Origin of the sequence: Streptococcus sanguinis (assembly GCF_019929225.1) — a bacterium.
Classification (GTDB): domain Bacteria; phylum Bacillota; class Bacilli; order Lactobacillales; family Streptococcaceae; genus Streptococcus; species Streptococcus sanguinis_J.
In genome coordinates this window covers 271,585-297,715 of record NZ_JAHZPA010000002.1, presented here as the reverse complement: position 1 = coordinate 297,715, position 26,131 = coordinate 271,585, and the positions used below count along the sequence as shown (strand labels likewise).

General features: G+C 42.4%; 27 protein-coding genes and 1 pseudogene. 6 read left to right on the top strand and 22 right to left on the bottom strand.

Annotated elements, in window-relative coordinates; all coding sequences use genetic code 11:
* The first annotated feature begins 108 nt into the window (after nucleotides 1-108).
* A complete protein-coding gene (locus K1I80_RS05980; protein ID WP_125405708.1) occupies nucleotides 109-468 on the top strand; it encodes a hypothetical protein in 360 nt (119 codons plus the stop codon).
* 146 nt (nucleotides 469-614) lie between these two features.
* Here the strand turns inward: K1I80_RS05980 and K1I80_RS05975 are convergent, their stop codons facing one another.
* From K1I80_RS05975 to nagB, 3 genes are all read right to left on the bottom strand, one after another.
* Nucleotides 615-1,784 (bottom strand): MFS transporter, encoded by a 1,170-nt coding sequence (locus K1I80_RS05975; protein WP_223313267.1) that lies wholly within the window; start codon nucleotides 1,782-1,784, stop codon nucleotides 615-617.
* A 94-nt stretch (nucleotides 1,785-1,878) separates the two neighbouring features.
* Complete coding sequence (locus K1I80_RS05970) at nucleotides 1,879-3,234, bottom strand: DUF1958 domain-containing protein (protein WP_223313266.1); 1,356 nt, start codon at nucleotides 3,232-3,234, stop codon at nucleotides 1,879-1,881.
* Between the two features lie 150 nt (nucleotides 3,235-3,384).
* Nucleotides 3,385-4,092, bottom strand: a complete 708-nt coding sequence (nagB, locus tag K1I80_RS05965; protein WP_223313265.1) for a glucosamine-6-phosphate deaminase — start codon at nucleotides 4,090-4,092, stop codon at nucleotides 3,385-3,387.
* Between the two features lie 134 nt (nucleotides 4,093-4,226).
* Here nagB and K1I80_RS05960 point away from each other — a divergent pair, with 134 nt between their 5' ends.
* From K1I80_RS05960 to K1I80_RS05950, 3 genes are read left to right on the top strand one after another with little or no spacing between them, the layout of a single operon-like run.
* On the top strand, nucleotides 4,227-4,406 hold the full coding sequence (locus K1I80_RS05960; RefSeq protein WP_002897949.1) for a hypothetical protein: 180 nt from the start codon (nucleotides 4,227-4,229) through the stop codon (nucleotides 4,404-4,406).
* Between the two features lie 9 nt (nucleotides 4,407-4,415).
* A complete protein-coding gene (gene queA / locus K1I80_RS05955; RefSeq protein ID WP_223313264.1) occupies nucleotides 4,416-5,444 on the top strand; it encodes a tRNA preQ1(34) S-adenosylmethionine ribosyltransferase-isomerase QueA in 1,029 nt (342 codons plus the stop codon).
* Nucleotides 5,445-5,460: 16 nt separating this feature from the next.
* Nucleotides 5,461-5,931, top strand: coding sequence for an arginine repressor (locus K1I80_RS05950; protein ID WP_049544027.1), 471 nt, complete (start codon nucleotides 5,461-5,463; stop codon nucleotides 5,929-5,931).
* Between the two features lie 126 nt (nucleotides 5,932-6,057).
* On the opposite strand, the gene K1I80_RS05945 is transcribed toward K1I80_RS05950, so the two are convergent.
* From K1I80_RS05945 to K1I80_RS05905, 9 genes are all read right to left on the bottom strand, one after another.
* On the bottom strand, nucleotides 6,058-7,395 hold the full coding sequence (locus tag K1I80_RS05945; protein WP_223313263.1) for a dipeptidase: 1,338 nt from the start codon (nucleotides 7,393-7,395) through the stop codon (nucleotides 6,058-6,060).
* Nucleotides 7,396-7,416: 21 nt separating this feature from the next.
* A complete protein-coding gene (locus K1I80_RS05940) occupies nucleotides 7,417-8,928 on the bottom strand; it encodes a YfcC family protein (RefSeq protein WP_223313262.1) in 1,512 nt (503 codons plus the stop codon).
* Nucleotides 8,929-9,130: 202 nt separating this feature from the next.
* On the bottom strand, nucleotides 9,131-10,078 hold the full coding sequence (arcC, locus tag K1I80_RS05935; protein WP_049544032.1) for a carbamate kinase: 948 nt from the start codon (nucleotides 10,076-10,078) through the stop codon (nucleotides 9,131-9,133).
* A 166-nt stretch (nucleotides 10,079-10,244) separates the two neighbouring features.
* On the bottom strand, nucleotides 10,245-11,261 hold the full coding sequence (gene argF, locus K1I80_RS05930) for an ornithine carbamoyltransferase (RefSeq protein WP_002896073.1): 1,017 nt from the start codon (nucleotides 11,259-11,261) through the stop codon (nucleotides 10,245-10,247).
* 50 nt (nucleotides 11,262-11,311) lie between these two features.
* Nucleotides 11,312-12,541 (bottom strand): arginine deiminase, encoded by a 1,230-nt coding sequence (gene arcA / locus K1I80_RS05925; RefSeq protein WP_002912023.1) that lies wholly within the window; start codon nucleotides 12,539-12,541, stop codon nucleotides 11,312-11,314.
* Nucleotides 12,542-12,829: 288 nt separating this feature from the next.
* Entirely contained in the window at nucleotides 12,830-13,516 is a 687-nt protein-coding gene (locus K1I80_RS05920) for a Crp/Fnr family transcriptional regulator (protein WP_049544039.1), read from the bottom strand.
* Nucleotides 13,517-13,563: 47 nt separating this feature from the next.
* Nucleotides 13,564-14,061 (bottom strand): DUF1648 domain-containing protein, encoded by a 498-nt coding sequence (locus tag K1I80_RS05915; RefSeq protein WP_049544040.1) that lies wholly within the window; start codon nucleotides 14,059-14,061, stop codon nucleotides 13,564-13,566.
* A complete protein-coding gene (locus K1I80_RS05910) occupies nucleotides 14,048-14,329 on the bottom strand; it encodes an autorepressor SdpR family transcription factor (RefSeq protein WP_033179130.1) in 282 nt (93 codons plus the stop codon). The genes K1I80_RS05915 and K1I80_RS05910 overlap by 14 nt, the downstream gene beginning before the upstream one ends.
* Entirely contained in the window at nucleotides 14,307-15,095 is a 789-nt protein-coding gene (locus K1I80_RS05905) for a YhfC family intramembrane metalloprotease (RefSeq protein WP_223312562.1), read from the bottom strand. Before K1I80_RS05905 ends, K1I80_RS05910 begins: the two co-directional genes overlap by 23 nt.
* A gap of 281 nt (nucleotides 15,096-15,376) precedes the next feature.
* On the opposite strand from K1I80_RS05905, the gene K1I80_RS05900 reads away from it, so the two are divergent.
* Both K1I80_RS05900 and K1I80_RS05895 read left to right on the top strand, forming a co-directional pair.
* Nucleotides 15,377-16,051 (top strand): DUF6796 family protein, encoded by a 675-nt coding sequence (locus K1I80_RS05900; protein WP_223313261.1) that lies wholly within the window; start codon nucleotides 15,377-15,379, stop codon nucleotides 16,049-16,051.
* A 134-nt stretch (nucleotides 16,052-16,185) separates the two neighbouring features.
* Nucleotides 16,186-16,641, top strand: a pseudogene (locus tag K1I80_RS05895) (transposase); the annotation flags it as partial.
* A gap of 86 nt (nucleotides 16,642-16,727) precedes the next feature.
* Here the strand turns inward: K1I80_RS05895 and K1I80_RS05890 are convergent.
* The 10 genes from K1I80_RS05890 to sodA form a co-directional block, all read right to left on the bottom strand.
* Entirely contained in the window at nucleotides 16,728-17,237 is a 510-nt protein-coding gene (locus K1I80_RS05890) for an SdpI family protein (protein WP_002906985.1), read from the bottom strand.
* Entirely contained in the window at nucleotides 17,215-17,502 is a 288-nt protein-coding gene (locus K1I80_RS05885) for an autorepressor SdpR family transcription factor (RefSeq protein ID WP_002897962.1), read from the bottom strand. The genes K1I80_RS05890 and K1I80_RS05885 overlap by 23 nt, the downstream gene beginning before the upstream one ends.
* 202 nt (nucleotides 17,503-17,704) lie before the next feature.
* Entirely contained in the window at nucleotides 17,705-18,598 is an 894-nt protein-coding gene (locus tag K1I80_RS05880; protein ID WP_223313260.1) for a CPBP family intramembrane glutamic endopeptidase, read from the bottom strand.
* Nucleotides 18,599-18,726: 128 nt separating this feature from the next.
* Nucleotides 18,727-19,539 carry a CPBP family intramembrane glutamic endopeptidase gene (locus K1I80_RS05875; RefSeq protein WP_317627754.1) on the bottom strand — a complete coding sequence of 271 codons (813 nt, stop codon included), beginning with the start codon at nucleotides 19,537-19,539 and terminating at the stop codon, nucleotides 18,727-18,729.
* A 42-nt stretch (nucleotides 19,540-19,581) separates the two neighbouring features.
* Nucleotides 19,582-21,381: a serine hydrolase domain-containing protein gene (locus K1I80_RS05870; RefSeq protein WP_223313258.1), complete on the bottom strand. Its 1,800-nt coding sequence runs from the start codon at nucleotides 21,379-21,381 to the stop codon at nucleotides 19,582-19,584.
* Between the two features lie 172 nt (nucleotides 21,382-21,553).
* Complete coding sequence (locus K1I80_RS05865) at nucleotides 21,554-22,039, bottom strand: hypothetical protein (RefSeq protein ID WP_223313257.1); 486 nt, start codon at nucleotides 22,037-22,039, stop codon at nucleotides 21,554-21,556.
* Between the two features lie 14 nt (nucleotides 22,040-22,053).
* Nucleotides 22,054-23,634 (bottom strand): ATP-binding cassette domain-containing protein, encoded by a 1,581-nt coding sequence (locus tag K1I80_RS05860; RefSeq protein WP_002915644.1) that lies wholly within the window; start codon nucleotides 23,632-23,634, stop codon nucleotides 22,054-22,056.
* A gap of 265 nt (nucleotides 23,635-23,899) precedes the next feature.
* Nucleotides 23,900-24,040: a hypothetical protein gene (locus K1I80_RS05855; protein WP_002897970.1), complete on the bottom strand. Its 141-nt coding sequence runs from the start codon at nucleotides 24,038-24,040 to the stop codon at nucleotides 23,900-23,902.
* Nucleotides 24,041-24,250: 210 nt separating this feature from the next.
* On the bottom strand, nucleotides 24,251-25,330 hold the full coding sequence (locus K1I80_RS05850; RefSeq protein WP_317627752.1) for a serine hydrolase: 1,080 nt from the start codon (nucleotides 25,328-25,330) through the stop codon (nucleotides 24,251-24,253).
* Nucleotides 25,331-25,466: 136 nt separating this feature from the next.
* The gene (gene sodA, locus K1I80_RS05845; protein WP_002896081.1) at nucleotides 25,467-26,072 is read right to left on the bottom strand and encodes a superoxide dismutase SodA; all 606 of its coding nucleotides are present in this window, start codon (nucleotides 26,070-26,072) and stop codon (nucleotides 25,467-25,469) included.
* Nucleotides 26,073-26,131: the final 59 nt, after the last annotated feature.

The following is a 26,131-nucleotide window of genomic DNA, read 5'->3' as shown; positions in this document are numbered from 1 at the left end:
AAATCTTCTCCATAACTTTCTTTTCAGAGCTCTGTTCTTTTTGTTGACAACGCTTACAAACAGGCGTATAATAATCCAATAAGCTAGATAAAGAAAGGAGTTTTTATCATGTCAATGTTGATTTTTATTGCCAGTTTTTTAGGAATGGTTATCTTGGTTCCAGCCATCTGGTATGGCTTCTTTCGACTTGGGATTTTTCTGCGAGCCAATATTCTTGCTCGGGGAAAATTCATCTATACTCTGATTCATTTTCAACATCTAGATAGCAAACCCCAACTGATGGATAATCCAAACTTTCTCAAGACGGGCAAATGGGAATATATACCAGAAGCTGATTATTACAAGGGATTTTCAAAACTTTCAGACCGTGACTTGCGGCTCTGGCTACAAAACGAATACCAACTCAAACCTGAACAAGTTATTATTACTGTACCAGAAAGCATGAAAGTCGCTTCTGCTGGCTTCTAATCTTTCTCCAAAATCACTTCAATTCTTGTCAGCATGACCTTATTGAACTCAAGCACAGTCTTGGAATGACTTCATCGTTTATTAATGATTTTCACTATCTAGACAAAAAAACGGGTCGAGAGAACATCTCTCCGACTCGTTTTTCATTATCCAAATAATTGGTTTCCTTTTCGTTCTGGCAATTTTAGAAAGAGGGCCAGCAGACAGACTAGGCAGATAACAGCTGCTAGAAAGAGGTTCATTCCTTCGTAACCCCAACTGTCCAGAAAATAGCCAGCCAGATTTTGAATGAGAATAGTGCCCAGACTGCGGGCTGTCTGGACCAGAGCAATGGCTGTAACCAGGTATTTTTCATCGACCAAGCTAGCTACGATTTTCAGGGTCACCATTATCAAAACCATGCCCGTCACGTGCTTGGAAAGGAGAGTCATCCCGATTTTCGAAATCAAACCTAGGTCTAAAGCATAGACGCTATACTGGAGAAAGACGATTCCCAGACAAATATAAAGAAGCTTTTTCATCGAAATCTTGTCCATAAAGAGATAGGAATAAAAGATAAAAGGCGCTTCAACCAGAACTGATAAGGCAACGACAGTCGAAGCCATATCCACCTCTAAGCCACTATGCTGTAGCATGGCAGGGATATAGGTATGACCAGTATTCCCCACTCCAGAGTAAAGGGCGACCAAAAGCAGGTAAAAGAGATAGGTTTTGTTGGTCAAGAGCTTCCCCAGACCTGTCTGCTTGCGGGTATTCCTGCTTTCTAGGGCTGCTCGGTCGTGCTTAGGCTGGATTCCCAAAAGTCCTATGCTGCTGATAAGCATCATGCCAATAAAGACTGGGAAAATAGCCTGTGGTGCGACTCTTTGATAAATCAATCCTGCCAGCTGAGAGCCTAGTGCATAACCAATGGTTCCCCAAATCCGAATCTTGCCATAAGTATAAGGACTTTGAGCCGCAAGGACATCCATGACTGGATTGACCCCGTTAACCAACATGAGAACTAGGCTATACCAGACCAGTAACTGCCAAAGCTGAGTTGCTTTCATGAAAAATACAGCCCCAACCATCATCACTAGAAAGCTAAAAAGGAAGATCTTTTTAATGCCCAAAGCATCGCTGAGAATCCCAAACAGCGGCTGAGCCAACATGGAAGCAAAGAAGGAAGCTGACACTACCATCGATACTTGGGCATTAGAATAGCCTAAGTCCTGCATATAGACTGATATCAGAGTCGAAAAAAGAGAGTAGGCTAAGAAGAAAAAATTAAAGAGTAAAAAATGAGCCAGATAGCTGTTATGAAACTTTTTTTGCATCGAAATCTCCTTAAGGCAGAAAGAAAACTCAGCAAAAGAACTGAGTTTTAGCTTGGAAAGTCATTCCGTTCGTATGTGGCAGAGGACATTCACTTTATTCAACATCTGTATTTCTGCGACGTTCCTGTTTTGCAGCCTTGCGTTTTTGACGACTGCGATATTCAAAGTACAGAATGATTAGCAGGATACCAACAGGCAGCAGAATCAACATCTTATCGCTGAAGAACACGCCATACCAAGGCTTGCTTTCTGATTTGCTGCCAGTCACATTTTCAATGGCCTGAGCAACTGGATTCTCAACTTTCTCGACTTTCATTTCATCAGAGATCTTGCTAGACAAGGTCTTCAAGCCATTTTCAGCCTTGAGAACATTATTTTCAACCTTGACTTTAGGCTCGGTTCCCTTTTTAACAGTAGCGTAGAAATCCTCAGGCAGCTTATATTTCTGTCCATCAATCTCCTGCTCACCCTTGGATAAGAGTTTTTTGTACTCATAGTCCGCATAAGCCTTCTCAATCAAAGCATTACCAAAAGGATGGCGGTAATACTCGCCGTCTTGGTCAGACCAGTCACCGACTCCCATAATCACGGCAATCATGCGCTGATCTCCACGCTTAATGGTCGCGATATAGTTGAAAGCACCGTTAGGACTAGAACCCGTCTTCATACCATCTACGCCCTTGAGTGCGTATTTAGCACCCGGCAGGGAGTAATTATAAGTTTCAAAGGTTTCCTCGTAAGGAGTTCCAGCTTTAACCGTAACCTTGGCTTTATTAGTATAGTTTAGAATCTCAGGATGGTGGTTGACAAAGTTATAGGCCAGAATCGCCAAATCACGGGCTGTTGTTTGATTGCTGGCATAATTATCATAGTTTTGAGGGTTATAATAGCCCTTAAAAGAAACCGCTGCTGCACCGCTGGCATTGAACCACTTGGTATTCGTCATGCCCAGTTCTTGAGCCTTGGCATTCATCCGATCCAAGAAAGCATCTGGGTCATTGTCGGATAAATAATTGGCCAGCATAACGGTTGTTGCATTGGATGAAGGCACGATTGTCATGGTAATCAGCTCAGATACAGTATAGTCCACACCAGCGACAATTTTATTATTAGAAATTTCATAAATATTAGCGGTGGCCTGATCCTGAGGTGTAGCTGTAATGACCGTCTTTTCGCTGATTTTTCCTTCCTTAATCGCTTCAAAGACCAAGTAAAGCGTCATGAGCTTACTCATACTAGCTGGGTCACGCATCTCATCAACATTATCCTCCCAGACAACATCACCTGTACTGCCGTCAATAACGAGAGAAGACTTGGGACGATTAATCGCCTGAACATTATCATGCGGATACATCTTTTTAGCCATATCCACCAATTCATCAGCCCTAGCAGCTAGTGGTGCTAACGAGGTCAGGAACACAATTCCCAATAACAAAAGCTTTTTCTTCACAGGATCCTCCAAAGAACAATTATACCTATCTAGTATATCATATTTTACGCAAAGTCAACCATAAATCTAAAAATCCTACCTAAAAAATAGATAGGAAATTAAGAGACTTTTGTCTGGCAAAGCCAGTTTTATAGCATCAATGTCAAAATCTTAGTGTTTTAACAAGCTAAGTGCTTCCTTATCAGCGATAATCACAACATCTGGATGCTTCTGGAGAGCACTACCTGGCAGCTCCTCTGTCACCTCACCCTCAACAGTCCCTGCTATAGCCTTGGCCTTAGCAGAACCATAAGCAAAGAGGATGATGGACTTAGCATTTAGGATATTGCCAATTCCCATGGAAATAGCCTGAGTCGGAACATCTTCCATCTTGTCGAAGAATCGAGCATTGGACTGAATGGTGGACGGTGTCAGATCTACTAAGTGAGTTTGGCTGTCAAAACTAGTCCCCGGCTCATTAAAGCCGATATGACCATTCGTACCGATTCCCAAAATCTGTAAATCAGCAGGATGCTCTGCAAGAAGCTGATTGTAGCGCGCCACTTCTGCTTCCAAATCTTTCGCTGCGCCATTGGGCAGGAAGCTTTCTTTAAAAGGTTTTTGGTTAAAGAGGTGCTGATTCATGAAATAGCGATAAGACTGAGGATCGTCCTCCTGCAAACCAACATATTCATCTAGATTGACACTGAACATCTCTGAGAAATCAAGGTCGCTCTCAACAATCTGCTTGTAAAATCCTTCTGGGCTGCTACCTGTAGCTAAGCCTAAAGTTTTCGCCCCCTGAGCTAGCTTTTCTTTGAGCAGCTCGAGAGCCACTTTACCACCTTCTACTTGGTTTTCCACTTGAATAATTTTCATTTTCTACCTCCACTTCTTTTCTTAATTTTATTATATGGTATAGACCAATTTTTGTCAAGAAAAAGTCTGCTAAATAGACATACTTTTTAGTCATGCTCGCTTCCTTTTGCAGCAAATCGTGTTATAATAGAGACATGTTTTTACTGATTGTTTTATTGATTTTATTTTTAGTCGGAGTCTTACTCTGTAGCCTGAGTTTCCTCATGAAAAAACAACCAGGCTGGCAGATTGTAAGTTTGATTTTGGGCGGCTTACTTACAGCTAGCCCCTTCCTACTTGCTGCTTATCTACTCTGGCTGATGAAAACAATATAAGGAGATACGATGAATACCGCTGATTTTGATTTTGACTTGCCCGAAGAGCTGATTGCTCAGACACCTTTGGAGAAAAGGGATGCTTCCCGCTTGCTAGTGGTCGATAAAGAAACGGGAGCCTTCTCCGACCAGCACTTTGACCAGATTATTGATCAGCTCCAGCCCGGCGATGCCCTAGTGATGAATAATACACGTGTCCTGCCTGCCCGCCTTTATGGTATCAAGCCTGAGACAGGGGGCCATGTCGAGCTGCTGCTACTCAAAAATACCCAGGGCGATGATTGGGAAGTGCTAGCCAAGCCAGCCAAGCGCCTCAGAGTAGGTTCTCAAATTTCCTTTGGCGATGGCCGCTTAACTGCTACTGTGGTAGAGGAGCTTGACCATGGTGGTCGAATTGTACGCTTTAGCTATGAAGGGATTTTCCTAGAAGTCTTGGAAAGTTTGGGAGAAATGCCGCTGCCACCTTATATCCACGAAAAACTGGCAGACCGCGAACGCTACCAGACTGTCTATGCCAAGGAAAACGGCTCTGCTGCTGCGCCAACTGCTGGACTTCATTTCACAGAAGAGCTGCTAGAGCAGATTGCTGCCAAGGGAGTCAAACTGGTCTATCTGACCCTTCATGTCGGACTGGGAACTTTCCGACCGGTTTCTGTGGACAGCTTAGATGATCACGAGATGCACTCCGAATTTTACAGTCTGTCCGAAGAAGCTGCCCAGATACTCCGTCAGGTCAAGGCTAAGGGAGGCCGTGTCATTGCAGTCGGCACGACATCTATCCGCACCTTGGAGACAATTGGTAGTAAATTCCAGGGGCAGATTCAGGCTGACTCTGGCTGGACCAATATTTTTATCAAGCCTGGATACGATTGGAAGGTCGTTGATGCTTTTTCAACCAACTTCCACCTGCCCAAGTCAACTCTGGTCATGTTAGTCTCTGCCTTTGCCGGACGTTCCTTAACGCTTAAAGCTTATGAGCACGCTATTGCTGAGCGCTATCGCTTCTTCAGCTTTGGTGATGCTATGTTTATCAAATAACTATAGGTGAAAATTTATGAATAAAATTGAAAGCAGACACCGTCTCATCCGCTCCTTAATCATGGAGAAAAAAATCCATACCCAGCAAGAACTTCAGGAGCATTTGGAAGCCAACGGCGTCGTCGTGACTCAGTCTACCCTTTCACGAGATATGAAAGCACTCAATCTGGTCAAGGTCAGTGAGAACGATACTTCCTACTATATCATCAATAGCATCGCACCATCCCGTTGGGAAAAACGTCTCCGTTTCTATATGGAGGATGCTTTGGTCATGCTGCGGCCAGTTCAAAACCAAGTCGTCATGAAAACCCTGCCTGGTCTGGCCCAGTCTTTCGGTGCAATCTTAGACGCTCTAGAGCTGCCGCAGATTGTTGCTACTGTCTGTGGTGATGACGTCTGTCTGATTATCTGCGAGGATAACCAAGGTGCCCTTGACTGCTTTGAGAAACTCAAAGAATTCACCCCACCATTTTTCTTTAGTAAATAAAAGCTGAGACAAAATTGCCTCAGCTTTTTCTATTTACGATTTTTGCTCAATGAAACCCATTAGTAAATCAGCAAGCCATACTTGACCATAGCAATGCACTACAAATATGATTTGAAGATGGTTCATTTAAGGTGTCGTAGCCAAACGATAAATGGCTTCCGCGTAAATATCCATGGCCCGATACAGATCATCTAAGAGCAATCGTTCATTGACCTGATGCTCTGTCTGATCAGCTCCCGGAAAGAGAGCGCCGAAGGCAACACAGTTAGGCATAGTACGAGCAAAGGTTGCTCCACCCGAAGACATGGCTGGACTGTTGTCTCCTGTTTTCTCCTGATAAATTGCCATCAGGGTGCTGACCAACTCGCTGTCCAAAGGTACGTAAAGCGGAGCCAAATAATCAAACTCCTGATAGGTCAGCTCGTATTGACTGGCTATCTCTGCCAGCTTTTCAACCAACTTATCCTTGTCTGCCAAGACCGGAATCCGCATGTCAATCCGAATCTCAGAGCGGTCAGAGCTTAAAGTCAGACCAGCAACATTAAAGGAAAGAAAGCCCGTCGGTTCATCAGACACAGGACCAAAGAGATGGCTGCCTGTTGCATCTTCACCGACCGCCTGAGCCAGAAATGCAAGAGCCGGATGCGAATCCAAGGACTGCAAGACCTTAGCTAGGCGAATAATGGCATTGATTCCTTGGGCGGCATCCTTGGCGTGCTTGGGCAAGCCGATAACCGTTACTTCTTCTGCCGTTCGCTCATATTCATAACCTAAATCTTCCAATCCTGCAACGACTGACTCTAGTAGGCTGCCCGAATAGGAAGCCTTGGCAGGAACAACATTAAAAGCTTGACCAGCTTCGAGCTCTATAGTGTCAGAGCCAGGCCCTTTCAGCTTAAGCTGAAGAAGCCCCTTCTCACCATAAGTCAAAGGGAAAGAAGAGTCTGGTGCAAAACCAATTGTCGCCTGCTCTTCTAGCTGGTTGTATCTTCCCATACAGCGCCAAAGCGTCTCCTCATCTGTACCAAAGATAAAGCGAACCCGCTTTTTAAATTCTACTCCGCTGTCTAGCAATGCTTTTACAGCATAAAGAGCGGCCATGGAAGGTCCCTTGTCGTCCTGCACCCCACGACCAAAAATCCAGCCATCTTTGACAGTGGCTTCAAAGGGAGGCGTCTGCCAGTCCGACTCATCACCTGATGGAACAACATCCAAATGACAGAGAACGGCCAGGAGCTGAGCTCCATGACCGATTTCTGCATATCCGTAATAACCTTTAGGGTCGAGGTAGGTGGTAAAACCTAACTCTCGACAGATTTCTAAAGTTTTTTCTAGGACATCTTGGATAGCTTGTCCAAAAGGTGTTCCATTTTGACCTTCATTTAGTACTGAAGGATAAGAAACGATTGTTTTCAAAGATTCAAGAAAATCTTCTTTAATCTCTTCCGTTATAAAATTTTTCATGGAATCACCTCAGCTTCTAGCTTATAGGAACGGTAAGAAAGTTCCTAGGAGTAAGAGACCAATACTGATAGCAATGATAGCTACAATCAGCTTGCCGATAAATTTCCACCAAGTACCGATATTGATACGTCCGAGTGCCAAAGCTCCCATAACGATACCAGAAGTTGGTGCAACCAGATTCAGCACACCTGAAGCAGATTGATAAGCTGTGATGATCAAGCTAGCCTTAACATTGACAAATTCTCCCATCGGAGCCATGATTCCCATAGTTGCACTGGCCAGACCAGATGATGATGGGATAAGGAAGGACATTGGTAGGTAGAAAATGTAGGTCAAGACGATGAATACTTGTGATGACAAACCGCTGAGTCCTTGTTTGCCCCAGTTGAGGATAGTGTCTGTAATCATACCATCATTCATGATAACTTGGATACCACGAGCGATTGCTACGATTAGGGCTACGCTAAGCAAGTCAGCTGCACCGTTCATAAAGGCTGAGATAATCTTGTCTTCCTTGAGACCGTAAACAGCGCCAATCAAGATTCCCATGAAAGCAAAGAGCATAGCTCCTTCTGGGAAGTACCAAGTACCCAGTGCGGAAGTAGATGAACCAATAATCTGACCAAGAACTGGAAGTCCAGTCAGCCAAGTATTGAAGTCCTTAAAGATAGTAATACCGAGATCTGTCCAAGGAATGAAACTCAATACCATAAGGACAAATGTCATGATGAACAGGAATAGAACAATTCTTTGTTTCTTGCTCAGAGTTGACTCAACAGATGAAGAAGTTTCAACGTTAAAGTGTTTCAAATCTTCTTCTCGAGTGCTGTAAACCAATGACTTGGTCGGATCTTTTTGAATCTTATCCGCATAGCGGTAAACAAACCAAGTGCTGAGAGCAGTCAGAACAACCAAGAAGATAAGACGAAGGACAATCCCTTCACCAGTTCCAACACCAGCAGTTGCTGAAGCGATACCCGTTGCAAATGGATTTAGCGTAGAAGCCAAACATCCGATTTGCGAACCAAGCAAGATAATAGCCACCCCAGTCAGACTGTCAAAACCAACTGCCATCATCACCGGCACCAAAAGCGGATAGAAGGCCATGGTTTCCTCACCCATACCATAGGTAGTACCACCGAGGGCAAAGAGAGGCATCAAGACAACAATCAGCATCTTTTCGCGACCCTTGTACTTCTTAACGATAGAGGCAATTCCCACATCCAAAGCGCCAGTTTCATTGACAACACCAAGGAAACCACCGACCATGAGGATGAAGAAGGCAACATCAATCGCTGCACTAGTCTCCTTGATCAAGGAACCTTCTTCTGGGTGCGTGCCCAGCATAGCACGAATCGGTGCCATCAGGACATCCCAAATTCCTTGTGGATTTTGGGGCTGAGGCTGATAAACACCTTTTACAAAAGCCCCGGCTGGGATAATCCAAGTCAGCACTGCCATAATGGCAATGATTATCAACAATACGGTATAAGATGAAGGCATCTTAAACCCTTTTTTTGTTTTTTCACTCATTTGTTTTTCCTCCTAAACGTTTTTTACGAGGTTACGAACCTGCATTTCCCTGCATGAGTAAACAAGAAAACGCTTACTTTGTTTATATTTTACCATATTAACATTCAAAAAGCCAGTATTTTTGAAAATTATAAATGATTTTCAAGAAAAGATTTCCAGCAAAGAAATGATATCTGCTATCAGCCTTCAATCAGTACTATTTTTAGCCTTTTTCAATAATCGTGCCGCTCTCAGACTCAATCAGAGCGCCAAGATTTTCCAGAGATGTGATAACTGCTTTGCCTTCTGGACGGCCATTGACAAAGGCGATAGCTGCTTCTACTTTTGGAAGCATGCTGCCTGGTGCAAATTGTTCTTGCTTGATGTACTCTTCCAATTGAGCAACATTCACATGTTCCAGTTTTGCTTGATCTGGTTTGTTGTAGTTAACAAAGACATAGTCCACACCCGTTAAGACGATGAAGAGGTCTGCATCAACCAACTCTGCCAAGCGCTGAGAAGCAAAGTCCTTGTCAATAACGGCTTCAACACCAGTAAGATGGCCATTTTCTTCTTTGACGACAGGAATCCCGCCGCCGCCCGCAGCTACCACTACTTGACCTTGATTCAAAAGCGTACGAATTGTTTCAATTTCCTTGATATCCACTGGTTTTGGTGAAGCAACGACCTTACGCCAACCGCGGCCAGCATCCTCTTTGAAAGTCGCTCCGCTCTTTTCAGCTTCCGCTTTTGCTTCTTCTTCTGAGTAGAAAGGACCGATTGGCTTGCTGAGGTTGACAAAGGCTGGATCGTTCTTATCCACCACTACTTGCGTCACAACAGAAGCGACATTCTTTTCGATACCTTCATCCAAGAGAGCATTTTGCAAAGCATTTTGCAGCCAAAAGCCGATACTGCCTTCTGTCATAGCTACAAGAGAGTCTAGTGGGAAGGCAGGATTCTTTTCAGAGTCTGCTGCCAAGTGTTGCAGCAGCAAGTTCCCTACCTGTGGACCATTTCCATGGGTAATGATAAGGTCATCCCCGTTTTTAATCAATTTCACCAAGTGTTTAGCAGTTTCCACCAAGGCTTCCTGCTGTGCTTTCGCTGATGGATCAGATGAAAGGATGGCATTTCCTCCCAAGGCTACAACGATTTTACGATTTGCCATTTAATTCTCCATTATTGCACTCCAAAGAATGCGCTTCCAATTTATTTTAGTAGATTTTTTAATTTTCAATAAGAAAATGAGCTTTCCTTATCATATAAAAGAGGGCCGGACTAAAGCTATTAGTCGCAGCCCTCATAGCTGTTGGTAGACGGTTTCTTATGTAAGATTATACTTTTGGAATGTAGAGGTTTCCAAGAGTTGCAGCCATAACCGCTTTGATTGTGTGCATACGGTTTTCTGCTTGGTCGAAATGACGAGCATATTTACTGCGGAAGACTTCGTCTGTTACTTCCATTTCCTCTACGCCAAATTTTTCAGCGACATCTTTACCGTAAACAGTATTTGTATCGTGGAATGCTGGCAAGCAGTGCAAGAAAATCAAGTTTTCGTTATCAGCCTTCTTCACCAAATCCATGTTTACTTGGTAAGGTTTGAGGAGGGCAACGCGTTCTGCAAACTTGTCTTCTTCACCCATAGATACCCAAACGTCTGTGTAAAGAACATCAGCACCTTTAACTGCTTCGTCAGCATCTTCTGTAATCAATACACGAGCGCCGCTTTCTTTAGCAAAGCCTTCTGCCAATTCAACGATTTCTTTTTCTGGGAAGAGTTCTTTTGGTGAGAAGATGTGAACGTTTACGCCAAGGATAGCTCCTGTCACCAGCAAGCTGTTGGCAACGTTGTTACGTCCATCACCACAGTATACCAATGTCAAGCCTTCCAGACGGCCAAAGTTTTCTTGAACAGTCAAGTAGTCAGCCAACATTTGAGTTGGGTGCCATTCGTCAGTCAGACCATTCCATACTGGAACACCTGAGAATTCAGCCAATTCTTCTACCATGCGTTGGCTAAAGCCGCGGAATTCAATCCCATCAAACATACGGCCCAAAACTTTAGCAGTATCTTCTGTAGATTCTTTCTTGCCAAGCTGGATATCGTTAGCACCAAGGTATTCTGGATGTGCTCCTAGGTCAATGGCTGCTGTTGTAAAAGCTGCACGAGTACGAGTAGATGTTTTTTCAAACAAGAGAGCGATATTCTTGCCAGCAAGATAGTGGTGTTGAATGTTGCGTTTTTTCAAATCTTTCAAGTGAGCTGAAAGACCGATAAGGTATTCTAACTCAGCACGGCTAAAGTCTTTTTCTGCTAAGAAGCTACGTCCTTGGAATACTGAATGTGTCATTCTATTATTTCCTCTTTCTATTCTTTGAGTATTAGTAAAATACTGGATTCCTAAATTTCTTCACGTTCAAATGGCATAGACATACAGCGTGGTCCACCACGACCGCGAACCAATTCACTTCCGCGGATCTTAATCAAACGCAAGCCGTATTCTTCCAAAATCTTGTTAGTAACTGTATTACGGTCATACACTACTACTACACCAGGTGCGATGGTCAAGGTGTTAGAACCGTCGTTCCACTGCTCACGCGCAGCAGCTACGATATTGCCACCACCACAGCGAATCAGGTGAACTTTTTCCACACCAAGGTTTTCTGCCAAGATTTCTGCTAAATCACCTTTTTCTTCAACAATCTTAAGTTTGTCATCAACATAAGTTACAGAGTAAACGCGAAGATCGCCTTCGATTTCTGGGTGAATCGTGAACTTGTCATAGTCAACCATAGTGAAGACAGTGTCTAAGTGCATGAACTTACGGTTGTTGGCAAATTCGAAAGCCAAAACTTTCTTGAAGCCAACATTTTTCTTGAAGATATTGACCAAGAGTTTTTCGATAGAAGCTGCGTCTGTACGTTGTGAAATCCCAACTGCCAGCACATCTTTTGAAAGAACCAACTCGTCCCCACCTTCGATACGTGTGTCTTCTTCACGGTTGTAAACAAGTTCAACATTTCCACCATATACTGGGTGGTATTTGAAGATGTATTTACCGTAGAGAGTTTCACGATTACGAGTATCTGCATACATGTGGTTGAGCGATACAGCATTACCAATTGTAGCAAATGGGTCACGTGTGAAGTAGAGGTTTGGCATTGGATCAATAGCGAATGGATAATCAGATTCCACCAAGTCCGTCAAGCCTTTTGCTTCTTCAGGAATTTCTGGCAATTCAACTTTTTGAACCCCTGCCATCGTTTTTTCAACCAACTCTCGGTTATCTTTGATACCACGAAGCAGTTCGCGAATAGCCTTCTTGGTTTCACGGCCGCGAATATTGGCTTCTTCCAGATATTCTTCGATGAATTGCTCGCGGATTTCTGGAGAAGTTAGTGACTCAGCAGCCAGCTGCTCAAGATAGAGCACCTCAACTCCTTCATTGCGAAGCGCTTGAGCAAAGTTATCATGTTCTTTTTGTGCATCTTCCAAGAAAGGAATATCGTCAAAAAGAAGACGTTCTAAGTAGTCCGGCTGCAAGTTTTCTAACTCCTTGCCAGGACGGTGCAACATAACTTTTTTCAGTTTTCCAATTTCTGAGAAAACACGAATTGGATGTGTAGACATCTACTATCCTCCTTTTTCTTTGCGGTTTAGTTTTTCTAATCCCGTTTACATGTACTATTCTAGCATTTAATGCTACCGCTTTCAAGAAAAAGCCAACATTGCAAATGCCAAATCCTTTGCTTTTTTCTATTTTTATTTTTATAATATTCTTCTTTAAAGCGTTTTCTTTGAATATTTTACTCATTATATTATTTTTGTGAATATTTATTTTTTAAAATAAAATCAGTACATGGTTAATATCAGAATATTTTGAATTTATTTAACAAAAAAGAAGCTAATCAGAACCGATTAGCTTCTAGCAAGGTATTTCATAAAATACTCTTTCTCTTTAAAAGTTAATTTTTTATGTTCGTATTCAATCCGACCTTCATCCAAGAGCTTTTTCAGAACTTGATTGACCGTTTCCCGGGTCGTGGCTCCTAGCTTTGCCAACTCTTTCATACTGATAGGAAATGGCAGGCTGTCTCCCTCCTTGCACAAATCCATACAGAGCAGTGATAGAGACTGGATAACACGCTCACTGGCACTGGCGGCCACGACATTGCGCAATCTCAATTCCTGAAATTCCAAGATTTGCGATAGCCGCTTGGTAATGAACAACAGTTGATCCACACTCTTCTTTGAATAGTCTTCAAACAAATCAATAGGAATGGAGAAATATTCGACATTGGTGACAGCGCTGGCTGTGTAATGATAGCACTCATCAAAAAACATACCTCCATAGGGGAAAACACTGTTTTTCTTGACATAATCCATATAAGAAAATGTGTCTGTCGAATCATACTGCTCAATCCGCACATAGCCTTGAGACAAGAGGAAAAGACGCTCACGACGATCCCCCGCAAAAAAGATAATTTGTCCTTTAGGAATCTTACGATACTGAATCTCCACTGCTAATTTATCGAAAAGCTCCACTGGCAGATTGACAAAGGCAGGGTGCTGCCGGATAAATTGATAATGCTCCTTGGTAATCATGATAACCCTTTTATTTGATACTTGATACCATTATAGCATAAATCCGCTTACAAATAGAAAATGCTGACTATAAAAGTAAGAAATCCTAACAAAACAAAGAGATGTGCCCACTTTCTATTCATGGGTTTTCTATCCGCCTGGACTTTTTTCGGCAGATAATTTCCCATAATTATAAAAACCACACCAACGATCACAGTTGCTATTTTACGGATATCAAAGTCCTCGTCTAAGCCCCCATAGATAGTCGCCATATAGAGTAAGACAAAGCTAAAGGGGAAGACCCAGCGAATAAGGTGTTTAAAAGTGGGATTTAAGATATCTTTAGCAACAGTAGACCAATAAATCATAACTTCTAGCAGCATCATGACAATTGGAAAAGCCGAAACTACTAAAAACTTAGGTAAAAAGGAATCGCCTTCCCCAGATAAGTCAAAGTGAATCGCTAGGCTATCTGGTAATTCTTGATAGTTCCAGATCGCATAGAAAACTGGCAGGAACATGAGTCCAAGCGCCCAGCCTAATTCTTGAAAACTATTTTTTTTCATTTTTGTTTCCTCCTCCAAGAGATTGAAACCAAACAAGAATTTCTTCAAAAACCGTGACATCTAAGCTGTAATATATAAAGTTCTTCTGCTTTTCTTCTATGAGCAGACCGGCTTTCTTTAGCTGAGAGAGGTGGTAGGATACTGTCGCAGGAGTCAGCTCAAAAGCTTGAGCAATTTCCCCTGCAGACTTCGGACCATGCTTGAGCATTTCCAGGATTCCCCTCCGAACTGGGTCAGCTAGGGCTTTAAGCGTTTGACTGATCCCCATGATTGAACCTTTCTTTCAGGTAAACTTTCAAAATTTTCTTGGTCAGAAAGACTAGTGCCACTACTTCTACTAAGAGCAGAGCCTCAACAGCCAGTGGCGGAAGAAAGCCTACCTGAGCCAGAGCAGGCGCTAAGTCAATCAGGGCGTGAAGTCCCAGAGCGGCTAAAAAATACACTGGAGCCTTCTCCTTGACCGCTTTCCAAACCCAGAAGGTCAGAAGGATTTGAATGAGAATAGCCAAGATCCGTTCAAAAGCCAAAAGATAGATGCTGCCAGCGTTCATGGAACGGACATTGTCAATAATTGCTTGAGGAATTTGAGCCAGCGTCTGAGCATTCCCCTGAGTTACTACTTGAGCTATAGCCCAAAAGTTTAAGAGACTAACAATACCAACGAACAAAGCCTCAATAGCACCATGACCCAAGCCATAGGCCACACCATCCCTAAAGGTCAGTGGGCGCTTCTTTTGCAGCCAGTAAAAGATGACCCAGCGGGCTGTTTCTTCAAAGATAGCTGCCGCAGCAATACCATAAAGAACATATAGCCAAGGTTTTTCCGTCTGCAAAGCGATAGTTCCATCAGCCTGAGGCTGTAAAACGATACGATGCAAAATATTTTCCAGAACTTGACTCGATAAATAAAAACCGACTCCCCCTAAAAGAAAGACTAATAGAGAAATGTGCTTGGTCTTTTTAAAATAAACCAAAGGAACAAGGACTGTCCCTAAAATCAGCAGCATAGCAATCAAGATATGAATGGAAATCATCGTTTTTTCTCCTAAACTGTTTTGGTTTTTTTCTAAATAGATTATACATCTTTCCTTTCTTTCTGTCAAATCTATTTCGAATTTTTTCTAAATAACTTCAATCTAAAAATCATCAAGCTCTACTGCAATAAAAAATCAAACATTTCCCACACTTTCTGAAATCATTTTATCCCCTTACATAGAAAGCAGACACCATTTTATAGCCTCTAGGCATTTCGAGCCTTGCTTCCGTAACAAACCTTTGGTAAAATGTTAGTAACACAAGTCTAAAGGAGGCGCTTATGACTCAAAAAACGATCCGTCGCTGGGCTCCCTGGTCTATTTTAGGAAGCTGGCTGATTTATGTTGCAGATATATTGATTGCTATCTCTGACGGTTTTGGAAAGGGATTTTGGCAGCACATGCCTGATTTAGCAGCTTGGAAAGTTGATTTTGCAGGCTATGCCTTACTTCTTTTTCCGCTTTTAGGAATGGGCGTCTATATCCTCTCTATCGGGCTGAGACAAAAATGGCTAGGAATAGTAGGAGCTTGGATTCTCATGACTGTCTGTGTTTTCCTCCACACCAGCTATTTCTATTTTGCCGCCACTTCGCGGCTGTATGCCCATAATCCCTCTGCCGATATTGCAAAATTACTAGAAAGCTTTTCAATAGTGAAAAATAACTTTCTGCTTATTTATTTCGTACTTATGGCTGTACTTCTCCTATTTATTGTTATCCTCGTTTTGAGTAAGAAAACGGCTTACCCGCGCTGGTTTGCCCTAACAACTCCCTTAACAGGAATTCTCCTTAGTCGGCTACTCAGCGCTATTGCACCAGCCCTTCGCGAAATGCTTTCTCCTATTCTCATTCCCGCCTTTTGGTTTGCTTTAATGATAACAATAGCCATGATTTTTGCCCTAAAGGACAAAAACTTTACCAGCAAGGAAGCAAGTAGCGCCAATAGACAACCTTAAATGCTAACATTAAAAGACAAGTCATAAAACGGCTCTATAATTTCTGTAGTGGGTAAAACCACTGTAGGAATGATAGAGCCTATTTGTTGTAGAAAAAAAGTCCCATAAGACCTATAATGAAAAGCAACAAAACCATCATTAAACTCGTCCAACAAGATAGTCGGAAACTAAGTCAGAAACGATTTTATCGCCCAACTTTTCGCATGCACTTGACCAGCGGAGAGATTCTAGAAAAACTTCTCTCTTGCTCTCAAGAACTCCGAGAACACTATAAACTCTACCAACTCCTGCTTTTTCATTTTCAAGAGAAAAAAACTGAGCATTTCTTTGGACTCATTAAAGATACCATTTCTTATGTAAATCCTATTTTTCAAATTGTTTTTAAGACCTTCTTGAAAAACAAGGATAAGATCCTGAACGCACTGGAACTGCCCTACTCAAACGCTAAACTAGAAGCTACTAACAACTTCATCAAAGTCATCAAGCGAAACGCTTTCGGCTTTCGGAACTTTGACATTTTTAAAACTAGAATCCTCATAGCTTTGAACATCAAAAAGGAGAGGACTGATTTAGTCCTCTCCAGATTATAACTTCTCATTAACCCACTACAGTTGACAAAGAGTCAGAATGAGACTAAACAAAAGCGCACAATCTGTGCACTTTGTTTTCACTTAATTTACAAAAGAAAGAGTCCCACTAGTACGGCTGTCAATCCGACCAGGATAAAGAGGTAGGCTAGCCAACGCGGCGCTGGTTTTTCTTCCACCACCACTTTCTTGGGCATATAATTCCCAGAAATCATAAACATCAAGCCTGAAAAAATCAAGGCAATCTTATTAACATTGAAGTGAGAATCGAGAGCATAGAACAAAATAGAAAGATAGACAATGATATGGGTCAAGGGAACAATCCAAAGGACGAAGCGGGCAAAAGCTGGCTTGGTGATTTCTCGGTAAGCCGTTGCCCCATAAACAATCAGCTGTGCCAAAGTCATAAAGATTGGCAGACCCCAGATAAAGAGAAATTTGGGTACATACTTAAATGTCGGGCTAATCGGCGACGTGAAATTGATCCTAATATTCTCTGGCAAACTAGGATAAATCCATAAGGCATAAGCAAGTGGCAGCCAAATAACCAAGAAAGTCAGCAGCAATTCTCTAAGGTTATTTCTCAGTTTCGTTTTCATTATTTTTCCCTCCTAGCGCGGCAATCCAGACCAAAATTTCCTCAAAAACCGTAGCATCTAAATGGTAGTAAATGTAATTTTTCTGCCGTTCTTCATAGATGAGCCCCGCTTTTTTCAACTGGGACAAATGGTAGGATACCGTCGCTCCCGTCAAATCGAAGACTTGAGCGATTTCACCAGCCGACTTAGGACCTTTTTTTAATATTTCTAATATTTCCCGCCGAACTGGATCAGCTAGGGCTTTCATGGTTTCACTAATTCCCAATTTTGATACCTCTTAAAATTGATTTCTAGCTAAGGACAAACAAAGCAACTAGCTCTAGATAAGTCATGGCTCCTACAAATGTAAGCAAGGCGCTACTCAAACGGACAAGATTTTCTGCCAGCAATCCTCCTAAAACTATTTAGAGAACTTTCAAATTCTTTTCTCCATTATACTGTTTTTGAGGATAAAAGACAAGGAGGGCTTAGCTAAACACTTGCTTTTTCTTGACCAGATAAGCGATGAAAAGGCAAATCAAGGTCATCGTGATTGGCTCCAGGATCCCTCCTACGACAGGAATGGCAGCCGTTCCAACTAAAAGTGGATTGCTGTCGCTACTTAAGGTCGTCCGCAGGAAAGTCGGACCGCTCTCAACAAGGCCAAAGATATTTGTAAGGGTCAGATTGTAAAGAGCATGGGTCGCCGCCACCAGCCAGAGATTATCGGTCAGGGCAAAAAGGAGGGAAAAGAGAACGCCCGACAAGGTCACGCTCAGGATGTAAGAGAAAGGAGCGCCACCCTTGAATGTGTGCATGAGACCAAAGAAGAGATTGCCTAGGGCAATAGCTGGGACAAGCCCCATTTTGGTGCGGAGCTTGTTCAGGACAAAGCCGCGGTAAATGACTTCTTCGGCTAAGGCCTCCAAGAAAATCATAAGGAGCAAATAGGGCCAGAGTGCGAGATTAAATTGATTTCCTAGTCTAAAATGGAGCTGACCAGCTAGCGCATTAACGCCAATAATTGCCGTTGTCGTCAAGAATCCTATAACTGCTCCAAACAGGAGATTTTTGCCCAGCTTTTCCCACCAGAGACCAAAGCTCGCAAGACTGCGGTGCTCCCAAAACTTAGCCACAAGGAGAAGGGGAAGAGCACTGATACCATGAAATAGAAGGGTGCTCACTTCTTCTAATACGAGTTGATTAGAAACATTGATAAAGGGTTGTATCAGCCATTGAGACAAGAGCCCGCTGAGCAACATGCTCAGACCGAGCGCCAGAAAAGCTAGAGGCATGCTCAGCCACCAATTTTTTGCCCCTGCTTCTTCTTGCAAGATTTCCAGACTAGAGCGATGGGCTGTCTTTTGATAAGTATGTGTCATGTGTGACCTCCTTAAGGTGTATTTTCCCCTACACCCTTATCCCAACAAAAGAAGTACACCAAATCAAGCTCTTTTTGGTAAGTGGTTAGATTGCGCTAGTAAGTGGTAGAAAAATCACCTAAAAAAGATTAAGAAATCCCCTGCTGACTTTCTCTCTCTTCGCGCTTGGTCAGCCAAACGGCAATGACAAGAGCAATGAGAGCGCTAAAAAGTCCAGTTGGACCAGGACCAAGGAATTTAAACGTTTCTACCCCACTAACAGTGAAAACGGTAGTTATCATGGCAACGGCATCAATGACCCCATGTCCAAAGGCTGGCAGCCAAATGGTTTTGCTACGTACATAGTAAATATCAAGGATAATCCCAAAAGAAATAGCCATGATATAATAGGGAATTAAATTTAAGAAACGCTCACCCAGCGTCCCTGCTCCAATCATATTGACAGGAAAATGCCAAATAGCCCAGATGAGACCACCAATGATGCGTCCCTTAGTCCGTCCGTAGCGCTCTTTCAAATAAGGATAGAGAATACCCCGCCAGCCAACTTCCTCGCCCAAGCCAGAAAGACTGATGGCTAGAGTTAAGACCGTAAGAATCATTAAAATTTGAAGGGCGACTTGTGGGTTCAGGGCAAAAGCCAAATGCTGCGGAAAGACAGCAAAATAGACAAGTGCGCCGCCAAGTACAATGCTACAAATGGCTAACCAGCAGGCTAGGTAATCGCGCCATTTACTGGCGAGCTTCAATTTCCAGCCGATAGACTTTACAGGTGCTTTAGCCAAAAAAGCAGCCACCATAGGGGCGAACATTACCACACTTGCGGATAAAATGTTACCGACAAGTTTCTGATTGATCGCATAAAAGTAAGCTATGACTAGCATACCTGGCCAAGCGAGCCCAAACGCCCATGCTAGAAACCTTTTAATGGTTGAAGTTGAAATTGTGTTTTACATATAAAATGCTCCTTTCTGTCATTTGTAAAATTATAAAGTCCACCACTGGTACAGCGACCAGTAGAAAATATTAAAAGCGATGATAAAAGCGGCGGAGCTGGTCGCTAGCGTGAGGTATTTATTTCCTTGCTTCAATCTCTCTTTGAAAAAAGGCAGATAGGGCAGAAAAGCACTAATCAGCAAGACTAGAGCAAGCAAGGCAAACAGTTGGAAATGCCCCGTCAGACCAGCTAGGTCGAAAGAATTTTTCGCAAGAATAATAGAGAAAAATGAGAATAAATTGCGAAACACCCAAAGAATAATGAAGCCCGTCAGATAATGCCAGATTGACCAAACAGCTGAGTTGCTTCCCTTATTTTTCCTAAGGAGCAAACGATACAATTTTGCCAAAATACCACAAAGATAGCAAAGGGCAACATAAAGTAAGGCTAGCCCAGCAAGCACTAAACTGCCATAGTCTTTGATAACATCCAACAAGGGCAGCTTTGTCCTATCTGAAATAGGCAGGTTCAGAATATAGTGCCCTCCTCTTTCTCCTGCCGTCCAAAAACCAAAATAGTCTTTGATAGCCGCATTTTCAGAAGGGTTAGTTAGATAGCTAGTCGACTTGAAAACCCTAAATATAGATAGGGGACCTCCACTATAAATACGCGCTTCGCGGTAAAAACCAGCTTGAAAGTCCTTTTGAGCTGCCTTTGAGGCTTCTTTTTTCTTACCGTAAATGAGGTCAGGCATGCTAAGAGCGAAATGAAACTCATTTCTTTGATTGACTGTAACGACTGAGCCAATCCCTGACTTCAAATCAAGCAAGAGGCTGGTCGTAAAGCCTGGTGAGTTTCCCCCGTGCCCAAAAGTTCTGGTGTTTTTAAACTCCGTCACCCAAAGTCCGTGAGCATTGACGGGAATATCTGTACCCGGATAAGTATGGCTAGCGCTGTAAAAATTCTCCCAAGTCTCTGCCCTTTTAAAGAGCTTCTCCTTTTGCAGGAGGGCTTGGGCAAATTTCTTGATGTCGGCAAATGTTCCTGTTGCCCGCCCCGCTGGATATTCTCCAAGAACAAAGGGTTGGTCGCCTTTTAGTAAGTCTCCATTTGTATCATAAGTTTTCTCCTTCTCCCGCTGTTTTTGTACAAATACATTATCTGATAAATCAGGTTTGAGTGCGGTGTGTTTCATACCCAAGGGCTGGAAAATATGCTCGTGGACATAGTCAGCAAAGGATTGCCCGCTAATGCGCTCCACGATATAGCCCGCCAGCGCTGTTCCATAGTTTGAATAGGATGTCACCGTCCCCGGCTCATAAATCTGAGACGGAGTTTTTTTCATCAATGCTCCTAAATCCTTGTCGGAGCCTATATACAAAGGGTAATCTTCAAAGCCCGCTTGGTGGTTCATGAGGTCCAGCATGGTAATGGGCTTGTCGTATTTGAGATTTTTTAGGAGATTTTGGGGCAGATACTCCCTGATGTCCGTTTTCAGGTCAATCTTGCCCTCCTCCCAAAGCTGCATGACGCTGACCCAGACGGTGATTTTGGTGGTTGAACCCCACTCGAAGACCGACTTGTCATCCACTGCTAGCTTCTTTTCCTTGTCCGTATAGCCGAAGTTCTTTTGATAGAGAGTATTGCCGTCTTTGTCAAAGACCGTTGTTGCCAGTCCTGCGCTGGTTTTTTCGTGTTCTTGGTAGTAATTTTCAATCTTCTGACCGATTTGGTCGTAAGACGTGCCTGACGGCAATTTTTGCTGGTCGGCGTAAGCGTGGGCTGCTCCAAAAGCTAGCAAGCCACACGTTACCAGCGCCACAGTGCTTTTCAAAAATGATGATTTCATGATGATCTCCAATCATTATTTTCTATATTTCCTTCACTTAAAAAGGAAAAAGAAAGAGCAAACTGAGTAGACCGAGAAGGAGCCAGATCCACCCAAAGATAAAGAATAAAAGCATTTTAACAAAAGTAAAAATATGAAACATGATTTTCTCCTTTCCAATCAGATTGCTATTTTAAAAGAGGAAGAGGCTGACCAGAAACAGGATTGAGCCAACTCCTCCGAAGATATAAGCTAAAACGCGTGGAGCCGGCTCTTGGTCTGCCACTATTTTTCTCGTGAGGAAGTAGCTGACAGCATTAAGGATGATTGCAGACATAATCCCATTGACCTTAAATACCGGAAAAGCCGGATTGAGCCCATAAAGAAGAACGCTGATATAAACTACGGCATTGATAAAGGGAACCAGCCAGTAAAGGAAATGGACAAATTGCTTGTCGATAATCTCTTTAATAGTCGTCGTGTAGCAAACAATCAGTTGAATTACACTCATGAGAACTGGCAGAAACCAGATAAAGACTTGCTTGGGCATGCCTAGACCGCTATAGGGCAAATGCCCTCTGATTAGCTGAGGTAGGTCTGCATAGATTGACAAAGCGTAGATAAGCGGTAGCCAAATAACGATTAGGCTTGCCACTAATTCTTTCCATTTTAATTTCATTTTCTTTCCTCCTTTTATAATTCCAGACAGTCATCAAAGCGGTCTAAGAGTGCCCTGCCTTGATTATGAGTAATAACGATAACAATGCGGTCCTTGATGGACAAGATATAGTCCATGACTTCCGCCGCCAAGCTCGGGTCAAGATTACTGGTCGGCTCATCAAAAATCAGCACATCATAATCCTTAACCAAGAAACGCGCCAAATCAATCCGCTGCTTTTCACCATAGGAAACTTCCTGCCGCTCCAAATCCAGCTTCTTGCTCAAGAAAGCCTCATTAAAATGCAGACTTTGGTACAAGAAAGTTTGGTCAGGTGCATTTATATCTCTGTATAGCGCGATATTGTCCGCCACACTTCCCTCGATAAAAAAGTCATTCTTTTGGATAAAGGCGATTTTCTGATAGAGACTGTCGCTTGCTAGCTGGCTGACCGCTTGACCATTGACCATGATTTGACCAGCGTAGTCCTTGCTATCAAAATAATTGAGCAAGAGCTTCATCAAGGTCGACTTGCCCCGACCAGACTCGCCGATAATAGCATAGTGCTTGTCCTTGGCAAACTGATAAGAAAAATCCTGAAAGAGAGCCTTGTCGCCCAACTCCAGACCGAGATGTTCAAAATCAATCCGATCAATCGTTTCGGTCAGATTTTGAGCGGGCTCCGCTTCTTTCTTAGCCAACTTAGCATCAAAATCATTCTCAATATCCTTGACCGTGCTCATGAGATTTTTGTTATTGATAAAAAGCTGCAAAGGAGTGAAGACAAAGTTCAAAAGCTGAACACTGGCAATCAAAGCCCCAATGGTCAGAGACCCTTGGCTGACAAACCAAATCCCCAGAGACATACAAAATATCTGAGACAGAAAGCTAAAGAACATCATCAGAGTCACAGCGCCCTCCTTAGCCGCATTATAGCTTTTTCTGGCTTGCTCAAAGTCGCTGTTGCTGCTAGACAGGTGCTCAACCACCCTTTTTTGGATTTGCAAAAGTTTGATTTGCTCAAAGCCTTCCAAAAAATTGGTGACTTGCTTCAAAAAGTAATTGCTTTTCTGAGTGAAATTCGCTGTCGCCTTGCGCATCAATATCCCTGGAATTTGTGACGCAGCCATGGTCAAAAAAGAAATGAGAATAAAGCCCAGAGCCATGCGCCATTCAATCCAAAAAATAGCCAGTGTACTGATAAAAACTGAAGAAAAGGCAGCCACAATATCACAGCGCGGGGTCAAGTAATTCTCTTGGTAAATATCCATATTCTTGGTCGTTGTGTTGAGATAGCTATTTTCCTGCTCGGAAGCCTTGTCATGCAAATTCTTGTCATAAAAAGAATGGAAAAGCCTCGTTTTGACTTCTTCCAAGACTTGCTTATTATGATTGTTCTTGAACCAAATAGCCAGCAAGCTGCAAAGAGACCAAGCACAAGTGCAAAAAAGGCAGATAAAGAATTGTCCAAGCAAGTTAGAATGAGCCTTCTGCGCACTGTCCACAACAACTCCCAGCTGCAAAGAAAACAAAGTGATAAAAATCGTTGCTCCAATGCTAAAGATAGTCGCACCCAGATAAGAAGCGCGGTATTTCCGTAAAATTTCTTTCAACATTTAATTTTTCCTTCCAATTTTCGTCTATTTTTGAAAACGATCCAAGACGGGATTGCCCAGCAGACGGATAAAACCGTGAGCAAGCCTATAAGCAATAAAAGTAATCCTCTTTTCATCTTTTCTCCTTTATCTATCTATTTAGAAAATTTTCTAAATAAAGAGTACGAAACGAAGCAATCTAATCCTTCTTAGGTATTTCGATTTGTTTCTAAATACTCTGGATTAAAAAATCTAGTCTAGAAAAACTAGATTGCCTATTTTGTATTTAAAAATGTTTTTGATTGGATATTTTTTGCAGGTCGTCCTTATTTTTATAGAGCACCCAGGAAAAAACAGCCAGCCAAATGGATAGACCCGTCACTAGACCTACTACGGTTAGTAGGATTGAGTTTCTTGCTTTCTTCATTTTTCCTCCTTTTTGAGTAGAGAAATTTAGAATTTTTTCTAAATAGCTTTTATAAAAAATTGCTCAGTGACTAATTAAACAGAGCAGAATGAAGTAATTAGAACATCTTCTAAATAGATTGTAACACTTCTCTTTCAAAAAAGCAAGAGGTATTTTGGTTTTTTTCTAAATAGCTATCAAAAAATCTAGCCTGTCTAGACTAGATTGCTCTTAGTTCATATTAACCCGATGCCATTCATTGATGACGTAGGCTAACTGACCAACTTGCTCAATTCCGACACCACTGATCTCATCACTGGCCTCGGTGCTACCACCTAAATAAGCCGTATAGAGAGCTATAATATAGGGCTTCTCTTCCATAACTAATGCATCCACATTGAGCGCCTCACGAACATATCCAGGCTTTTGATAGATGGTAATGTCACGCAGATAGCGCTTATAGTATTCACCTGGGAAGGATTCGCCTATATAATAAAGGATATCCTTGTACTTTTCCTGATTTTTAGATAAATGCTCAAGAACCTGAATATAGTAATCCGTCGTGGTTTTATTGTTCTCCCGGCTGATCGTCTTAATATCAGCTTTGGACTGACCATAACGGCTAAACATATCATAAGCCTTTTCCATCCCGCCCAGACGCTCTGCTAAAGCGTACGCTGGAGTATTTTCAGAATAAACCAAGGAGTATTCCTGCATATCTGATATACTCATAGCACCATTGAAAGCACCGACATAGTTATCATGCTCGCCCCTATATTCATAGTTTGTATTGGTAATATCAAACCGCTCGTCCATAGAAAGTTTGCCGGCAGCAACCTCATCTACTACCAGCATATTGAGAGGGAGCTTGTAGGTCGATCCCGCAGTCATAGGCTGGGTATCATTCATTGCAAAGGTCTTGCCAGTCGTCAAATCCTTATATGAAAATGCAACCTGGGAGGGTTCAATTCCCATTTCAGTCATATAAGCCTGAATGACCTGAGTCAAATCCAAATTTGCATAGTCAAATCGAAGTCCTAAAGCATCCATAGTCGGGCCGTCCGCCTCCATGACCTTCTGCTTCTCCTCTGGACTTTTTTCAACAGGCTTGGGTTTTTCTTCAACTGGTTTGGAATCAGGCTTGACTTTCTCTTCTTCCTGTTCTTGCTCGCCAGACTTTGCAAGTTGGGCAGCCTCTTGTGCTTTCTTTTCAATAGTCTTATTTCGTTGGGTTATAAAAAGGAAGATGAAGCCCAGCAGACAAAGACAAGAAAGGACAGCTACGATAATCGTTACAATTTTTTTACTCAAAACATTTCTCCTAGCATTTGTATTATAAAAAATTATGAGGAAAATAACAAGTGAAACCCAGAAAAAAGGCATTTTAAGCATCAAAAAAAGGCAAATCATTAATCGATTCGCCTTTTTATCTATTGAAACTGCCTGTTTATTTAGCAGCAGCGTAAAGTTCGTCAACCTTTTTCCAGTTAATAACTGAGAAGAAAGCTTGGATGTAGTTCGGACGAAGATTGCGGTATTTCACATAGTAAGCATGTTCCCAAACATCCAGTCCCAAGATTGGAGTTTTACCTTCTGAAATAGGAGTATCCTGATTTGCTGTTGAAGTTACTTCCAACTTGCCTTCTTTATTGACAACCAACCAAGCCCAGCCAGAACCAAAACGAGTTGTAGCTGCTGCAGTGAAAGCTGCTTTGAAGTCTTCAAATGATCCAAAAGTAGCTTCGATATCCGCTGCCAACTCTGCAGATGGTGATGTTTCTGCTGGTGTCATCAATTCCCAGAAAAGAGCGTGGTTAAGATGACCACCACCATTGTTGATGACTGCCTGACGGATATCAGCTGGGATAGACTCCACATCAGCCAATAATTTTTCCAAGTCTTCACCAATTTCAGGATGTTTTTCAAGCGCAGCATTAACATTCGTTACATAGGTATTGTGGTGCTTGTCATGATGCAAGTGCATTGTTTCTTCATCAATGTAAGGCTCCAAAGCATCGTAAGCGTAAGGAAGATCAGGTAAGATAATTGCCATTTGATAGACCTCTTTTTCTATATGATTATAAAAATGATAACGCAATCATTAGAATTTTT

Bases quoted from the DNA above. Each gene is read 5' to 3' on its own strand.
- K1I80_RS05980 (WP_125405708.1), top strand. From the start codon at position 109: ATGTCAATGTTGATTTTTATTGCCAGTTTTTTAGGAATGGTTATCTTG.
- K1I80_RS05975 (WP_223313267.1), bottom strand. From the start codon at position 1,784: ATGCAAAAAAAGTTTCATAACAGCTATCTGGCTCATTTTTTACTCTTT.
- nagB (WP_223313265.1), bottom strand. From the start codon at position 4,092: ATGAAAATTATTCAAGTGGAAAACCAAGTAGAAGGTGGTAAAGTGGCT.
- K1I80_RS05960 (WP_002897949.1), top strand. From the start codon at position 4,227: ATGTTTTTACTGATTGTTTTATTGATTTTATTTTTAGTCGGAGTCTTA.
- queA (WP_223313264.1), top strand. From the start codon at position 4,416: ATGAATACCGCTGATTTTGATTTTGACTTGCCCGAAGAGCTGATTGCT.
- K1I80_RS05950 (WP_049544027.1), top strand. From the start codon at position 5,461: ATGAATAAAATTGAAAGCAGACACCGTCTCATCCGCTCCTTAATCATG.
- K1I80_RS05945 (WP_223313263.1), bottom strand. From the start codon at position 7,395: ATGAAAAATTTTATAACGGAAGAGATTAAAGAAGATTTTCTTGAATCT.
- K1I80_RS05940 (WP_223313262.1), bottom strand. From the start codon at position 8,928: ATGAGTGAAAAAACAAAAAAAGGGTTTAAGATGCCTTCATCTTATACC.
- arcC (WP_049544032.1), bottom strand. From the start codon at position 10,078: ATGGCAAATCGTAAAATCGTTGTAGCCTTGGGAGGAAATGCCATCCTT.
- argF (WP_002896073.1), bottom strand. From the start codon at position 11,261: ATGACACATTCAGTATTCCAAGGACGTAGCTTCTTAGCAGAAAAAGAC.
- arcA (WP_002912023.1), bottom strand. From the start codon at position 12,541: ATGTCTACACATCCAATTCGTGTTTTCTCAGAAATTGGAAAACTGAAA.
- K1I80_RS05920 (WP_049544039.1), bottom strand. From the start codon at position 13,516: ATGATTACCAAGGAGCATTATCAATTTATCCGGCAGCACCCTGCCTTT.
- K1I80_RS05915 (WP_049544040.1), bottom strand. From the start codon at position 14,061: ATGAAAAAAAATAGTTTTCAAGAATTAGGCTGGGCGCTTGGACTCATG.
- K1I80_RS05910 (WP_033179130.1), bottom strand. From the start codon at position 14,329: ATGGGGATCAGTCAAACGCTTAAAGCCCTAGCTGACCCAGTTCGGAGG.
- K1I80_RS05905 (WP_223312562.1), bottom strand. From the start codon at position 15,095: ATGATTTCCATTCATATCTTGATTGCTATGCTGCTGATTTTAGGGACA.
- K1I80_RS05900 (WP_223313261.1), top strand. From the start codon at position 15,377: ATGACTCAAAAAACGATCCGTCGCTGGGCTCCCTGGTCTATTTTAGGA.
- K1I80_RS05890 (WP_002906985.1), bottom strand. From the start codon at position 17,237: ATGAAAACGAAACTGAGAAATAACCTTAGAGAATTGCTGCTGACTTTC.
- K1I80_RS05880 (WP_223313260.1), bottom strand. From the start codon at position 18,598: ATGACACATACTTATCAAAAGACAGCCCATCGCTCTAGTCTGGAAATC.
- K1I80_RS05870 (WP_223313258.1), bottom strand. From the start codon at position 21,381: ATGAAATCATCATTTTTGAAAAGCACTGTGGCGCTGGTAACGTGTGGC.
- K1I80_RS05865 (WP_223313257.1), bottom strand. From the start codon at position 22,039: ATGAAATTAAAATGGAAAGAATTAGTGGCAAGCCTAATCGTTATTTGG.
- K1I80_RS05860 (WP_002915644.1), bottom strand. From the start codon at position 23,634: ATGTTGAAAGAAATTTTACGGAAATACCGCGCTTCTTATCTGGGTGCG.
- K1I80_RS05855 (WP_002897970.1), bottom strand. From the start codon at position 24,040: ATGAAGAAAGCAAGAAACTCAATCCTACTAACCGTAGTAGGTCTAGTG.
- sodA (WP_002896081.1), bottom strand. From the start codon at position 26,072: ATGGCAATTATCTTACCTGATCTTCCTTACGCTTACGATGCTTTGGAG.